Here is a 15,262-nt window from a genome sequence, read left to right on the forward strand (position 1 = left end):
GTCTTTAGTAATGACTGGATCTGAAGTTAAATTAACTCAAATTTTTGTCAGGCGGATTTTAATAGTATGGGTAATAAGTCATTAATCGTTACTTAAGTAATTTTACAGTTTTGATAAATTGCGTTAATCGTTTTGTGCAATAAAAATGACTGGATTTTTGGCCTTAACGGGTTTAGGATTCCTCCTAAATCTTAATTGATGTTATCAATCGTTTTATTGAGAGTGATTATCAAAAACTATGGCTACGAGACTGACTGTTGATCCGGGCTTCCCGGCTAAAAGCACCAAGGTTAAGCGTACAGGTAACACTCGTCGCAATGCCTGGTTAACTGTGTTCGCTGCCTCAGCGCTGTTCTGGGTGGTTGTAGCATTAATGATTTGGCGCATCTGGGGTTAAGCCATGTGGGCAAACGCACTCTGCCATAAGCACACCATGACGACTCGTCAGCATCGTCTCTCTGGCTATAAAGCGAAAGAGCCGGTTGCAAAGGCGGAAAAAGTGACTATCCCCGAAAGTTGGGATCTCAACGAGCATCAGCGTAATTTCATCGAGTCCTTTCTGGACCCGAAAACAAAATAATTTTACATCGCGTTTTTCTTTCGACATTTCTTCTGTCTTTCTGACTTACTTAATTAAGCGCTCTTCACACGTTGCATAAATGATGTCATCCCTTATCAGGATGCGAGTACGGCTTTTATTGCCCTTTCTACGCAGGAGTATTGCTATGAATATGATTAAAATGACCTGGTTTAGTGCTTATGCGTTCTCATTTACCGTGTGGATGGCAGCGCTCTGGGCAGCGCTATAATTTAAACGTGTCTCTTTCTCAATAATGCCTCGTAACATTGCGGGGCATTTTTGTTTGCGTCCGATTGTAGCAATCTGTGTTGTAATCAAAACGTTAACAAAAAAGTGGTCTATCTTTATACTAAACCTTGTTGTCTCTGAGGTTTAAAGACCATGTATTATAAAGGAGGAGCTATGTCGTCATCCCTACGCGAGCAGAGTCAGGAAACACTGCAGGTAGATAATCACAACTATCACATCTTCAGTCTACCTCGCGCTTCACAACATCTCGGTAACATTGATCGGTTGCCTAAATCCCTCAAAGTGCTGTTAGAAAACCTGTTGCGCTGGCAGGATGGCGACTCAGTCACTGAGGAAGATATTCAGGCGCTGGTTGACTGGCAAAAAACCGGCCACGCCGACAGGGAAATTGCTTACCGCCCGGCCCGTGTTTTAATGCAGGATTTCACCGGCGTACCCGCCGTTGTTGATTTAGCCGCGATGCGCGAAGCGGTGAACCGACTGGGCGGAGACGTGAATAAAGTCAACCCACTGTCCCCGGTTGATCTGGTCATTGACCACTCCGTCACCGTTGACCATTTTGGCGACGACGATGCTTTTGAAGAGAACGTGCGGCTGGAGATGGAACGCAACCATGAGCGTTACGTCTTCCTGCGCTGGGGCCAGAAAGCCTTTGACCAGTTCCGGGTGGTGCCACCGGGAACCGGGATCTGTCACCAGGTAAACCTTGAATACCTGGGGAAAGCAATCTGGCAGCAGCAGATAAACGGCGAAACCTATGCCTGGCCGGACACCTTAGTCGGGACGGATTCTCATACCACGATGATCAATGCGCTTGGCGTGCTGGGATGGGGCGTCGGCGGGATTGAAGCCGAAGCGGCGATGCTGGGGCAACCGGTGTCTATGCTGATCCCGGATGTCGTGGGCTTCAAACTCACTGGCAAACTGCGGCCGGGCATTACCGCGACCGATCTGGTGCTAACGGTGACGCAAATGTTGCGTAAGCACGGCGTGGTGGGCAAATTTGTAGAATTCTATGGTGATGGCCTGGCCGATCTGCCGCTGGCGGACCGCGCAACCATCGCCAATATGGCACCGGAATACGGCGCCACCTGCGGTTTCTTCCCTGTCGATGAAGTGACACTGAGCTATATGACCTTAACCGGACGCGATGCCGAACAGGTTGCGCTGGTAGAACATTATGCTAAACGCCAGGGAATGTGGCGTAATGCGGGCGATGAACCTGTCTTCACCAGCAGTCTTGCGCTGGACATGAATGATGTTGAATCAAGTCTGGCCGGACCAAAACGCCCACAGGATCGCGTGTCCCTGGGCGATGTCCCGGCGGCGTTCGACGCCAGCAATGAACTGGAAGTCAACCACGCGCAGAAACCTCACAAAGAAGTCACCTACACGGACAGCGACACCGGACTTTCCCATACCCTGACCGACGGCGCGGTGGCCATTGCGGCGATCACCTCGTGTACAAACACCTCAAACCCAAGTGTCCTGATGGCCGCAGGTTTACTGGCGAAAAAGGCGGTAGAGCGGGGCCTGAAACGTCAGCCGTGGGTCAAGGCATCGCTTGCCCCGGGCTCTAAAGTGGTTTCCGACTATCTGGCCGTCGCACAACTGACGCCGTTCCTCGATAAACTGGGCTTTAATCTGGTCGGTTATGGCTGTACAACCTGTATCGGTAACTCCGGTCCGCTGCCGGATGCGATCGAATCGGCGATTAAAGAGGGCGACCTCACAGTAGGGGCCGTGCTGTCGGGTAACCGTAATTTCGAAGGCCGTATTCATCCGCTGATTAAAACCAACTGGCTGGCTTCACCGCCGCTGGTGGTGGCCTATGCGCTCGCGGGGAATATGAAGATCAACCTGCAAACTGATCCGCTCGGACAGGATCGGGATGGCAAGCCGGTCTTTTTGAAAGATATCTGGCCTTCACCTGAAGAAATCGCGACAGCGGTACAGCAGGTTACCAGCGATATGTACCACAAAGAGTATGCGGAAGTCTTTGACGGTACGCCCGAATGGCAGGCGATCAAAGTCAGCGAAGCCGCGACCTATGACTGGGACGAAGGATCAACCTATATCCGTCTGTCACCGTTCTTTGATGACATGGAAAAAACGCCCAAACCGGTCGAAGACATTCGTGGTGCGCGTTTGCTGGCTATTCTGGGGGATTCGGTCACAACAGATCATATTTCACCGGCAGGCAGCATCAAAGCAGAAAGCCCGGCAGGGCGCTATCTGTTGGCGCATGGTGTCGAGCGCAATGACTTCAATTCCTATGGCTCGCGTCGTGGTAACCACGAAGTCATGATGCGCGGAACCTTTGCCAACATTCGTATCCGCAATGAAATGGTGCCGGGCGTTGAGGGTGGATATACCAAACATTATCCGAGTGGTGAACAACTGGCCATTTACGATGCCGCGATGAAATATCAGGCCGAAGGCGTGCCGCTGGCCGTCATTGCCGGTAAAGAGTACGGGTCAGGTTCGAGTCGTGACTGGGCAGCGAAGGGACCGCGTCTGCAGGGCGTTCGCGTGGTGATCGCCGAATCGTTCGAACGTATCCACCGCTCTAATCTGATCGGTATGGGGATCTTACCGCTGGAATTCCCCCAGGGCGTAACGCGTAAAACATTAGGACTGAAAGGGGATGAGTCGATTGACGTTGAGAACCTGTCACAGCTCACGCCGGGCTGCACCGTGCCAGTGACAATCACGCGTGCCGATGGCAGCAAAGAGAAGCTGGATACCCGCTGTCGCATTGATACCGGTAATGAGCTGACCTATTACCGCAACGACGGTATTCTGCATTATGTGATTCGAAATATGCTCAACTGATACGAAAAAGCCGGGGAAACCCGGCTTTTTTATTCACTGCTTCGGCAACAGATGGCCCATTTTTTCGGCTTTGGTATCGAGATAGTGCGCATTTTTGGGATTCCGTCCCACCACCAACGGCACACGTTCAACGATGTTAATACCGGCTTCGCTCAGGATTTCAACCTTCCGCGGATTATTTGTAAGCAGGCGAACCTCGTTCACCCCAAGGAGCTTAAACATATCTGCGCAGAGCGTGAAGTCACGTTCATCAGCGGCAAAACCGAGCTGATGGTTAGCTTCAACCGTGTCATACCCTTTGTCCTGCAAAGCGTAAGCGCGAATTTTATTCAGCAGACCGATATTGCGGCCTTCCTGGCGGTGATAAAGCAATACACCACGTCCTTCTTCGGCAATGGCATTCAGCGCAGCTTCAAGTTGAAAGCCGCAATCGCAACGCAGGCTGAACAGCGCATCACCGGTAAGACATTCCGAATGAACGCGCGCCAGGACCGGTTCGTTATCATTGATATCGCCAAAGACCAGAGCAACGTGGTCGTGACCGGTTGCCAGTTCTTCAAAACCTACCATCAGGAAATCTCCCCATGGCGTTGGCAGTTTGGCTTCTGCCACCCGTTTAAGCTGCATGTGACTCTCCAGAACCATCAGAGGATGCACTATCATCATGATAGTGCACAGGCCGATGTGGCCCGACAAACGTGCAATATTGTGCCACAACCGCGAGGTTGGCTGTTAATCTGTGTAAACGATTGTTGTGATAAAGCACGATTATCTAATCCGTAAAGGTTATGTTATTCTTTTTTAAGCTAAAGTTTTACCGGTATGACGGCTTTTCATCAGCAAAAAGGGAAAAGGGATGGTTAAAATTTTGCAACGTACCACAGCAGGGATGGTGTTACTGCTGATGATGCCATTAGCCGTGTGGCTGTCCGGCTGGCAATGGCAACCCGAGGAAAGTAACACGTTTCTGAGAGTCCTGTTCTGGATGACAGAAACGGTGACCCGGCCATGGGGCATACTGACCAGCCTGGTGTTAAGTGCCTGGGTATTATGGTGTCTTCGCTTTCGGCTTAAACCGGCATTGCTGCTGTTGCTGATCATGAATGTCACGATTCTGGCAGGCCAGTATACCAAATCATTCATTAAAGAGCGGGTGCAGGAACCCCGACCTTATGTGGTATGGCTGGAGAAAACGCACGGTCTGGATGACAAAACCTTCTATCAGTTAAACCGCACCCAGCGTGGTGAACGCGTTACCGCACTGATTGCGGATGAATCGCATATTCCGGTCTGGCTGAAAAAGCACTGGGCGTTTGAAACAGGGTTTGCCTTCCCGTCAGGTCATACCTTGTTCGCGGCGAGCTGGGCATTACTGGTTATTGGCCTGCTATGGCCGCGCCGGCATTATAAAACGATAGTGCTGGTCGGCGTTTGGGCGGTGGGCGTTATGGGAAGCCGCTTGTTACTGGGTATGCACTGGCCGCGCGATCTTGCCGTTGCCACCGTGCTGTCCTGGTTTTTGGTGGTCATCGCCACCTGGCTTGCCCAGCGCTTTTGTGGACCGCTGACGTTGCCCCCCGACGAGCAAAAGGAAGTGGCAGAACGCGACCAGGGATTGTAATTGCGCCGTTCAGCCTCATATCTTGCGACTGAACCGCGCAAAAGTGCTTCGCCTGACGCTGCAAGGAGCAGTATTTCTGCCGTAATTTTGGCATACTTTGATTCGACAACCTCACAACAGGATGCACTGTGAAATATTTGCTGATTTTTTTAGTGGTTTTGGTCATTTTTATCATTTCTGTGACCCTTGGCGCACACAACGACCAGGTTATCACCTTTAACTATCTGCTGGCGCAGGGCGATTTCCGTATCTCCACTTTACTGGCAACGTTGTTCGGTGTGGGCTTCCTGCTGGGCTGGGTCATTTGTGGGTTGTTCTGGCTGCGTGTTCGCGTCTCGCTGGCGAACGCCCAACGTAAAATTAAACGTCTGCAGGCTCAGGTTGATCAGAATGCGCCTGGCACAGGTGGTAAACCGTTGCCGCCAACCGTGCAGGAATAAGATTCCATGTTAGAACTGCTGTTTCTGTTACTGCCTGTTGCGGCGGCCTATGGCTGGTACATGGGACGCCGTAGTGCGCAGCAGGACAAACAACAGGAATCCAACCGCTTGTCACGCGAATACGTGGCCGGCGTTAACTTTCTGCTGTCCAACCAACAGGATAAAGCGGTCGATCTGTTCCTTGATATGCTGAAGGAAGACAGCGGCACCGTTGAGGCGCATCTCACGCTGGGAAACCTGTTCCGCTCCCGCGGTGAAGTTGACCGTGCGATTCGAATCCATCAGTCGTTAATGGAAAGTGCTTCCCTGAGCTATGAGCAGCGTTTATTGGCTATCCAGCAACTGGGGCGCGATTACATGGCCGCGGGGCTTTATGACCGCGCAGAAGACATGTTTAAACAGCTCACCGATGAAACGGATTTCCGCATTGGTGCCCTGCAGCAGTTATTGCTTATTCATCAGGCGACCAGCGACTGGCTTCAGGCGATTGAGGTCGCTGAGCGCCTGGTGAAATTAGGCAAAGACAAGCAGAAGGGCGAGATCGCGCATTTCTACTGTGAACTGGCTTTGCAGGCGATGAGCAGCGACGATCTTGACCGCGCAATGACGCTGTTGAAAAAGGGCGAGGCGGCAGATCGCCAGAGTGCGCGAGTCTCCATTATGATGGGACGCATTCTGATGGAGAAAGGGGAGTACGGCAAAGCGGTTGAGCATCTGCAACGTGTACTGGATCAGGACAAAGAACTGGTCAGTGAAACGCTGCCGATGCTGGAGACCTGTTTTCAGCGACTTAATCAGCCCGACGCCTGGGCCGCCTTTCTCAAACGCTGCGTGGAAGAAAATACCGGCGCCGCCGCAGAACTTTATCTTTCCGCGATTCTGGAGCAAGAGCAGGGCGCGGAAGCCGCACAAAATTACATTAATCATCAGTTACAGCGTCATCCCAATATGCGCGTGTTTCATCGCCTGATGGAGTTTCACCTGCATGAGGCGGAAGACGGTCGCGCCAAAGAGAGTCTGATGGTCCTGCGCGACCTGGTCGGCGAACAAATCCGGACCAAGCCGCGCTACCGTTGCCAGAAATGCGGGTTTACTGCCCATGCGCTCTACTGGCATTGTCCTTCCTGCCGCACCTGGTCATCGGTCAAACCGATTCGGGGACTCGACGGGCAATAACTGCGCACGCGATGCGCACTGTTGCCTGTCTTTCTGGTGCCTAATTTAGTTACAACATACTATAAAGAACCTGTTCACCAGCCTGCATCAGCACCGTGCGAATATCGCCTCGCAGGATAACAGGGATTGTGATGGGAAATGCGGGCAGGTAGAATGCGTGCCGTTTGTCTAACGCGCCAGCAGGTGCCTACCGCAGAGGAAATAGCATGGCCTTATCCCCGACTTCACCCGTGTTAGTGGCGCTTGATTACCACGATTTAAACAGCGCGCTGCATTTTGTTGATCAGATAGAGCCAGGTAGCTGTCGCCTGAAAGTGGGCAAAGAAATGTTCACCTTATTTGGCCCTCAGTTGGTCAAAACGCTGCAACAACGCGGCTTTGAAATCTTCCTCGACCTGAAATTCCATGATATTCCCAATACAACGGCCCATGCTGTCGCCGCCGCCGCCGATCTTGGTGTCTGGATGGTGAATGTGCACGCCAGCGGCGGTGCGCGTATGATGAACGCCGCCCGGGAAGCGTTAGTGCCTTTTGGGCAGCAAGCGCCGTTACTGATTGCCGTCACCGTCCTGACCAGTATGAATGCAGATGACTTGCTGGGTCTGGGTATCACGCTTTCGCCGGCAGAGCAGGCCGAGCGCCTGGCAAAGCTGACCCACGAATGTGGCCTGGATGGTGTGGTTTGTTCCGCCCACGAAGCCGCCCGATTTAAACAGGTCATTGGCAGGGACTTCACGCTGGTCACGCCAGGCATCCGGCCAGCAGGCAGCGACGCCGGCGATCAGCGTCGCGTAATGACGCCGCAGCAGGCGAAGCTCGCCGGGGTGGATTATATGGTCATTGGCCGCCCGGTTACACAGTCTGCTAACCCGGCGGCGACGCTGAAAGCCATAATCAATGATCTGGAGGCGGTAAAATGAATCGTGACAACCCACTTGTATATTCCACAGACTCAGGCCGCATTGTGCAACCCGAACAGAAAGTGGAACGTCCTAAAGGGGACGGCATTGTTCGTATCCAGCGCCAGACCAGCGGCCGGAAAGGCAAGGGCGTTTGCCTGATAACTGGCGTGGACATGGATGACGGTGCACTGAATCTTCTGGCTGCCGAGCTAAAAAAGAAATGCGGTTGTGGCGGATCGGTGAAAGACGGTGTCATTGAAATTCAGGGCGACAAACGTGATTTACTTAAAAGCCTGCTGGAAGCCAAAGGTATGAAAGTAAAACTGGCGGGCGGTTAAAATAAAAAACCGGGCGACTTGTGTAGCCCGGCTTATGGTGTAGATGCGCTGCGTAGCCGTTAATTATTTTAATTGCGGTTCTTAGTGAATCTGATGACCGATAATGCCACCTACTGCGGCGCCGCCGACTGTACCCAGCGCGCTGCCGTTGGTCAGTACTGAACCACCAATGGCACCCGCACCTGCACCAATCGCAGTATTGCGGTCACGCTTAGACCAGTTAGAACAGCCGCTTAACGCCACAACCAGGGTGGTCGCTAATACCGCAACGGTCAATTTTTTCATTGTAATTGTCATAAACTTCTCCTTTATTGTGTTTGCAGAGGCAACACACTAAGTATAGCTTTGAAATTTTTTCAGGCCGCCTGTGCCGCATTATTACCGCATCCTTTTAGTATAAAAACGCGGACACCATGGACGATCTGTTTGTAGCGGCTGAAAAGCACCAGTAGCAGGTGGACCTGCCCGACGCCTGACAGAATTCTATTCATTTTGAAGGTTTTCCGAAGAGGGATAATTCTTAATTCTCAGCACAATTTTCCATTCACAGCCATTTTCCGCTGCTTTTTAGCCATTTGCTCCATAACGTTTTTTCTGCCTGCTCCGCAAAATGTTAAGACCTTATTCAGCAGGAGAAAAAAATGCTGGAACATCTGAAACAACAGGTTCTGGAAGCCAATCTCGATCTTCCTAAACATAACCTTGTTACCTTCACCTGGGGCAATGTCAGCGCCCTCGATCGTGAGCAGGGTTTGCTGGTGATTAAGCCTTCCGGCGTCAGTTACAATGTAATGAAAGTGGATGACATGGTAGTGGTGGATCTGGCGAGCGGAGAGGTTATCGAAGGCACAAAACGTCCTTCCTCTGACACGGCTACGCACCGGGCGCTTTATCTGGCCTGGCCCGAAGTAGGTGGAATTGTCCATACGCACTCACGCCACGCCACCATCTGGGCGCAGGCTGGTCGTGCCATTCCGGCCTGGGGAACCACACACGCGGACGACTTCTACGGTGAAATTCCCTGTACCCGCGCCATGCGTGACGAGGAGATTCAACAGCAATACGAGTGGAATACGGGTGAAGTGATTATTGAAACCTTTGCGCAGCGTGGGCTTTCTCCCACTGCGATTCCCGCCGTGCTGGTGAATTCACATGGCCCCTTCGCGTGGGGCAAAGATGCCCATGCGGCGGTGCACAGCGCGGTGGTGCTGGAAGAGGTGGCGTATATGGGATTGTTCAGTCAGCAGCTGACGGCCGGTCTTCCCCCCATCCAGCAAACCCTGCTCGATCTGCATTACTTGCGCAAGCATGGTGAAAATGCCTGGTACGGCCAGAAATAAGGTTGAGGGCGCAGCCTGGTCTGCGTCCTGATTTGCGCGTTACGCACGGCTTACGTGGCGTGAAAGTCTCTTCAGTGCCCGTTATCGGTTGGCGCTGTTCTGCCAGCGAGTCGCGTGCTATCAAGAAATCATACTAATCAATTAAATGTCGTGCATCAGGGATCACTCTGGAATTTATCTTGTAAATCAATCTCTCATTTGGTCTGGCCTCACTCTGGATTAGGCTGATGTGGCGCAATTAGCGCATCAAAATAACAGAGGATGAGACAATGACCGTGATTAACCAACCCACATGCAGACTGTTTTCCGAAGCCGGACAAACCACGCAGTTAGTGGCTTATTACGAAGAAGGGAGACGTACCATGTGGATGATGTTACGCGCCCAACCGCGCCCCAGCTTTAATCATGAACTGATTGAAGAGATCATGAATCTCAGTTACGCGGCCCAGCGTTCTGGCTTACCCATCGACTTCTGGGTCACCGGCTCGTTAGTGCCACAAATGTTTAATGCTGGTGGTGATTTGCGCTTCTTTGTGGAGTGTATCCGTAATAATCGCCGGGAAGCGTTGCGTGCCTATGCACGCGCCTGTGTTGACTGCATTCATTCTGCCGCGCGTGGCTTTGACACCGGAGCCGTGACGCTGGCAATGATTGAGGGCAGTGCACTGGGCGGCGGTTTTGAGGCAGCGCTGGCGCATCACTTTATCCTGGCGCAAAACAACGCCCGTATGGGTTTTCCGGAGATTGCGTTTAACCTGTTTCCGGGTATGGGCGGCTATTCATTAGTCGCCCGGCGTTCGGGCATGAAGCTGGCGGAGGAGCTGATCATCGAAGGCGAATCCCACAGCGCAGAGTGGTACGAAACGCGGGGGCTGGTTGACAAAGTGTTTCAGCCAGGCGACAGCTACCGTGCCACCCGGACGTTCATTGATACCTTGCGGCCCAAACTCAATGGAGTGCGCGCTATGCTGAAGGCGCGCCAGCGCGTATTGCAGCTTTCCCGCGCCGAGTTAATGGACATCACGGAAGACTGGGTCGATTACGCCTTTTCGCTTGAAGCAAAAGATATCGCCTATATGGAGCGTTTAGTCCAGTTACAAAACCGCCACACCGCATCACTGCGTAAAGCGGGTTAGGGACTTAAGCGTTTACTTGCGGGCAGGATGCTGAGCCAGCCAATGCCCAAACTGTTCGGCGGGCATTGGTTTTGCGTAGAAATAGCCTTGTCGACCATCGACGCCATTCTTCAGCACGAAGGCCTCTTCATCGGCGGTTTCTATGCCTTCGGCAATAACCTGTAAATCCAGCGCCTTGGCAACCGCAACAATCGCGCGCACCAGCGACTGGGAGACAGGGCGTTTATTCACATTGCGGATAAAACTTTGATCCAGCTTAATGGCGTTAATAGGCACTCGTGCCAGCTGTGATAACGAGGAATAACCGGTACCAAAATCATCCAGATGGACCTGGGCACCCAGCTCCTGGAACTTGTGCATTAACTTCAGCGCTTCCGCTTCGTTCTCAATCAGACAGCTCTCCGTGAGTTCGATATCGATCGGGCTTTCCGTTAAACCGGCGTCAGTCAGCGCCTGCTTCAGATCGCTGTAGATCGACTGATCCATCAACTGGCGCGCGGAGACGTTGACGGCCACGCGCAGATGAATATCCTGCTGGCGCCATGCGATAATCTGTTTCAACACATTGAGCATCACCCAGCGCCCCAGCGGCACAATCAGTCCTGAATCTTCAGCATAGGGGATAAAGTCAGCAGGCGAGACCAGTCCGCGCTCGGGTGAATGCCAGCGCACCAACGCTTCGGCACTGCGTACTTTTCCGTCCGTGTCCACTTTGGGTTGGTAGTGCACCAGTAAATGGTCCTGCTCCAGCGCTTTGCGAAGATTGGTATCAAGCCACAGATATTCAAATACCCGCCGGTTCATCTCTTCAGCAAAAACGCAATATTTACCGCGATTGTTCTCTTTGGCGTGATACATCGCCGTATCGGCATTGCGGATCAGGCATTCACGATCTTCCCCGTGCAGCGGCGCGATGGCAATGCCGATGGAGCAGCCGCTGTAAACTTCGATAAGGCCAATGCGGAAGGGCTGACGTAACCGATCCAGAATGCGCGTCGCCATCGCTTCCAGCGCCGTTTGGCTGGTCTGTTCGGCCAGCACCACAAACTCATCACCGCCAAGGCGTCCCAGCGTCTGGTTCTTACTCAGACAACTCAGAATAGCCAGCGACACCGCCTGCAGCAGTTGATCGCCAAACATATGGCCATAAGCGTCATTCACTTTTTTGAAATTATCCAGGTCCAGATAGACCACACCGGTTTCACTGCCTTCCGCCCGCTCCAGCGCCTGACTGATTTGCTGATGTATCGCGTGACGGTTGGGCAGGCCGGTAATACCATCCGTATTGGCCATGACACGCAGTCGCTCCTGAGCGCGACGTTCTTCGGTAATATCCGTTCCGGAACAGATGAGGAAAATTTCATTTTTTCCGCTGCCGCTGTGAACAAACTTATTACGAAACAGAAAGAGTCGCTGTCCCTTCATCGTTTTGATCCAGCGTTCGACTTCATAAGAGTTACCATCACGGAAGAAGCCCGCAATGTTGCGACGCGACGCTGCCGCCTCCTGCTTGGTCATAAATAGCTGAAAAACATTCCGGCCAATCACATCCTGCTCATACAGGCCGGTGTACTCTTCGCTGAGTCGGTTAAAGCGCTGAATATTGCCCCGCTGGTCAAGAATGACGATAACGGAATTGGCCTCTGAAACTACCTGTTCCGCAAAGGATAGCCCCAGCGTCAGATCGCGTGCGACCGCCGATGTATCGCCCCAGGCGGATGCGGTACCGGCCCAGACAGACTGATTGATGCGCCGTCCGACAAAATGCATGGCCACCTGCTCACCATGGATTGTTAACGTCAGGTTGATACTGGAAGTAATCACTGGCATAGCTCGCAGTAAACTGCACTGGCCAGGCGTCAGCGGCACAGCAACACTCGTATTCGATGATTCATCTAAGGCAAAAAGCAGCGCATCGCTGTCCGCGCTTAACCGCCAATGAGGGCTGGTTGTACCAAACAAGGTATACAACAATGATTGCCCTTGTTCATCGGTCATGATCACTCCCTCCGGGAAGTCCATAGCTGACGTTATCTCATTATTTTAGCAACAGTATTCATCTACTGATGTCAGCACAAGATGAAAGTGTATTTATTTTACTTTCCAGAAAAAACAGGAACAAAAAACCCCGCCGAAGCGGGGCCGGCAGGCGGTTCAGCACGGACATTTACCCAGTTTTCCAGCCTGACTGGGAAAGCGGGCGTCCAGACAATAACGATGAAAGTCACGCTCGCTCATCGGCGGCAGGTCTGGATGATGCTGCCGCATGTGCTGCAGGTATTTTTGGTAGTCCTGAACGCCCACCATCAGACGAAAGCTTTGCTGTAGCCCCTGCCAGAATGCCCGCCAGCGAAAGCCAGGGCGGACGGGAGCATAGCGTAATTCGCAGCGCACAATTTGCCACGTCCCTGTTGGCCGTGTTACACGATGAATGCTGTCAGACATGGCGAATCTCCTTCCGCAACGTGGTCGCGGACTCATGCGTGGTAGGTACCTCACTGCGCAGGGCACGACGAATCACAAAAAAAGCCGCAATGAGCATGGTGACGGCGACCAGCATAAAGAACCCGCACAGGGCCGCGTTAATCTGGTTACTGAAAACGATGGTGTGCATATCGGCGACGGTTTTCGCCGGTGCGATAATCACGCCTTCATCCAGACCTTTACGGAATTTATTGGCCTGCGCCAGAAAGCCGATGGACGGTTTTTCGTGGAAAATCTTCTGCCATCCCGCGGTCATTGAGGTAATAAACAGCCAGATCGTTGGCAGAATGGTCACCCACGCATAACGCTGCTTCTTCATTTTAAACAGCACCACGGTGCCCAGAATCAGCGCCATGGAGGCCAGCATCTGGTTACCGATGCCAAACAATGGCCATAGCGTATTGATGCCGCCCAGCGGATCAATCACGCCCTGATACACAAAGAATCCCCAGCCTGCCACCGCAACGGTCGTACCCGCAAGGTTACCCAGCCAGGAGCGGTTATTGGCCATCGACGGCACCATGGTGCCCACCAGGTCCTGCACCATAAACCGACAGGCACGCGTACCGGCATCGACGGCAGTCAGAATAAACAGGGCTTCAAACAGAATGGCAAAGTGATACCAGAAGGCCATCATGGCGCGACTGTTAACCACCTCGGTAATGATATGGGCCATACCGACGGCGAATGTCGGGGCGCCGCCAGCACGGGACAGAATGGAGGCTTCCCCTACATCCCGTGCAATTCCACTTAACATCTCCGGTGTAACGACAAAGCCCCAGCCGTTGATCACCTGGGCGGCATTTTCAACGGTGGTGCCAATCAGCGCCGCCGGGGCATTCATCGCAAAATACACGCCGGGATCCAGCACTGAGGCGCAAATCAGCGCCATTATGGCGACAAACGACTCCATCAACATCGCGCCGTAGCCAATAAAGCGAATGTGGCTTTCCCGCTCCACGAGTTTTGGGGTGGTTCCGCTGGAAACCAGCGCATGAAAGCCGGAAATCGCCCCGCAGGCAATAGTGATAAACAGGAACGGGAACAGAGCCCCTGAGAAGACCGGGCCGGTGCCGTCAATGAAGCGGGTCACGGCGGGCATCTTCATCTCTGGCATGGCGAACACAATACCTACAGCCAGACCAACGATGACGCCAATTTTCAGAAAGGTCGAGAGGTAGTCCCTCGGTGCTAACAGCAGCCACACCGGTAATACCGATGCGATAAAACCATAAATGACCAGCACCCAGGTCAGTGACGTGCCTTTCAGGGTAAAGAACGGCCCCCAGTAGGGATGTTGTGCAACATCGCCACCGTAAATAATGGCCGCCATCATCAGCACAAAACCAATCAGTGAGACTTCAGCAATTTTACCGGGGCGCAGAAAGCGCATGTAGATGCCCATAAACAGCGCGATAGGGATCGTTGCGGCAATGGTAAACAGGCCCCAGGGGCTGTTCGCCAGTGCCTTCACCACCACCAGCGCCAGCGCGGAAAGGATAATAATCATCACGCCCAGCGCACCCAGCATAGTGATGACGCCAGCGAAGGCCCCCAGCTCCTGACGGGCCATTTCGCCCAGTGAACGGCCATCGCGTCGGGTCGAGATAAACAGCACCAGGAAATCCTGAACCGCACCGGCCAGCATCACGCCGACCAGAATCCAGATCGTGCCAGGTAAAAAGCCCATCTGCGCGGCCAGAATCGGACCGACCAACGGGCCCGCACCGGCGATAGCGGCAAAATGGTGACCAAACAGCACCCATTTGTTGGTGGGGACGTAGTCCAGACCGTCGCTGAGACGTTCAGCAGGCGTCAGGCGACGATCGTCGAGTTCGAAAATGTTGTGGGCGATAAAGAGGCTGTAAAAACGATAGGCAATGCTGTAACAGGCGACTGCGGCAACCACCAGCCAGACTGCGTTGACGTGTTCGCCGCGATTAAGCGCCAGCATCGCGAACGCGCCCGCGCCAGTTAACGCCACCGCTAACCAGATCACGCCGGTTTTGACGTTCTTCATAACTCACTCCTTGTAGAGACCGAATGGAAGGCGATCGAATACAACGAGCTAACGTTAATGTAATGGAATGTAAGTGAAAGTTAATAAGGAGAGAACTGTGAAGCGCAGTGCAAATTTAGCGTGTGCGGAAGCGGTACGTCA

At 53.0% G+C, this 15,262-nt stretch carries 15 protein-coding genes; 10 read left to right on the top strand and 5 right to left on the bottom strand.

Annotated elements, in window-relative coordinates; genetic code table 11:
* Positions 1-238: 238 nt before the first annotated feature.
* From C7433_RS01080 to acnA, 3 genes are all read left to right on the top strand, one after another.
* Entirely contained in the window at positions 239-397 is a 159-nt protein-coding gene (locus C7433_RS01080) for a YmiA family putative membrane protein (RefSeq protein ID WP_006119333.1), read from the top strand.
* A 3-nt stretch (positions 398-400) separates the two neighbouring features.
* On the top strand, positions 401-580 hold the full coding sequence (locus C7433_RS01085) for a hypothetical protein (protein WP_033741823.1): 180 nt from the start codon (positions 401-403) through the stop codon (positions 578-580).
* 402 nt (positions 581-982) lie between these two features.
* A complete protein-coding gene (acnA, locus tag C7433_RS01090; protein WP_033741821.1) occupies positions 983-3,664 on the top strand; it encodes an aconitate hydratase AcnA in 2,682 nt (893 codons plus the stop codon).
* 33 nt (positions 3,665-3,697) lie between these two features.
* On the opposite strand, the gene ribA is transcribed toward acnA, so the two are convergent.
* Positions 3,698-4,291 (bottom strand): GTP cyclohydrolase II, encoded by a 594-nt coding sequence (gene ribA, locus C7433_RS01095; RefSeq protein WP_006119329.1) that lies wholly within the window; start codon positions 4,289-4,291, stop codon positions 3,698-3,700.
* 229 nt (positions 4,292-4,520) lie between these two features.
* On the opposite strand from ribA, the gene pgpB reads away from it, so the two are divergent.
* The 5 genes from pgpB to yciH all read left to right on the top strand — a co-directional run bounded on the left by pgpB (position 4,521) and on the right by yciH (position 8,141).
* Complete coding sequence (pgpB, locus tag C7433_RS01100; RefSeq protein WP_033741819.1) at positions 4,521-5,285, top strand: phosphatidylglycerophosphatase B; 765 nt, start codon at positions 4,521-4,523, stop codon at positions 5,283-5,285.
* 128 nt (positions 5,286-5,413) lie between these two features.
* Positions 5,414-5,725, top strand: a complete 312-nt coding sequence (locus C7433_RS01105) for a LapA family protein (RefSeq protein WP_033741817.1) — start codon at positions 5,414-5,416, stop codon at positions 5,723-5,725.
* Positions 5,726-5,731: 6 nt separating this feature from the next.
* Positions 5,732-6,901, top strand: a complete 1,170-nt coding sequence (gene lapB / locus C7433_RS01110; protein ID WP_006119326.1) for a lipopolysaccharide assembly protein LapB — start codon at positions 5,732-5,734, stop codon at positions 6,899-6,901.
* Between the two features lie 206 nt (positions 6,902-7,107).
* Complete coding sequence (gene pyrF / locus C7433_RS01115) at positions 7,108-7,821, top strand: orotidine-5'-phosphate decarboxylase (protein WP_006119325.1); 714 nt, start codon at positions 7,108-7,110, stop codon at positions 7,819-7,821.
* Entirely contained in the window at positions 7,818-8,141 is a 324-nt protein-coding gene (gene yciH / locus C7433_RS01120) for a stress response translation initiation inhibitor YciH (protein WP_054687708.1), read from the top strand. The genes pyrF and yciH overlap by 4 nt, the downstream gene beginning before the upstream one ends.
* 81 nt (positions 8,142-8,222) lie before the next feature.
* Here the strand turns inward: yciH and osmB are convergent, their stop codons facing one another.
* Positions 8,223-8,438, bottom strand: coding sequence for an osmotically-inducible lipoprotein OsmB (osmB, locus tag C7433_RS01125; RefSeq protein WP_006119323.1), 216 nt, complete (start codon positions 8,436-8,438; stop codon positions 8,223-8,225).
* Positions 8,439-8,782: 344 nt separating this feature from the next.
* Here osmB and araD point away from each other — a divergent pair, with 344 nt between their 5' ends.
* Positions 8,783-9,481 carry an L-ribulose-5-phosphate 4-epimerase gene (gene araD, locus C7433_RS01135; protein WP_110267451.1) on the top strand — a complete coding sequence of 233 codons (699 nt, stop codon included), beginning with the start codon at positions 8,783-8,785 and terminating at the stop codon, positions 9,479-9,481.
* 269 nt (positions 9,482-9,750) lie between these two features.
* On the top strand, positions 9,751-10,617 hold the full coding sequence (locus C7433_RS01140; protein ID WP_033741810.1) for a crotonase/enoyl-CoA hydratase family protein: 867 nt from the start codon (positions 9,751-9,753) through the stop codon (positions 10,615-10,617).
* A gap of 12 nt (positions 10,618-10,629) precedes the next feature.
* Here C7433_RS01140 and pdeR read toward each other — a convergent pair whose 3' ends face one another.
* The 3 genes from pdeR to C7433_RS01155 form a co-directional block, all read right to left on the bottom strand.
* Entirely contained in the window at positions 10,630-12,615 is a 1,986-nt protein-coding gene (gene pdeR / locus C7433_RS01145; RefSeq protein WP_110267452.1) for a cyclic di-GMP phosphodiesterase, read from the bottom strand.
* Positions 12,616-12,771: 156 nt separating this feature from the next.
* A complete protein-coding gene (locus C7433_RS01150) occupies positions 12,772-13,062 on the bottom strand; it encodes a YbdD/YjiX family protein (RefSeq protein WP_039340200.1) in 291 nt (96 codons plus the stop codon).
* Positions 13,055-15,121: a carbon starvation CstA family protein gene (locus tag C7433_RS01155; protein WP_110267453.1), complete on the bottom strand. Its 2,067-nt coding sequence runs from the start codon at positions 15,119-15,121 to the stop codon at positions 13,055-13,057. Before C7433_RS01155 ends, C7433_RS01150 begins: the two co-directional genes overlap by 8 nt.
* Between the last annotated feature and the right edge of the window lie 141 nt (positions 15,122-15,262).

The sequence above is a fragment of the Pantoea sp. PNA 03-3 genome (assembly GCF_003201175.1).
Classification (GTDB): Bacteria; Pseudomonadota; Gammaproteobacteria; order Enterobacterales; family Enterobacteriaceae; genus Pantoea; species Pantoea stewartii.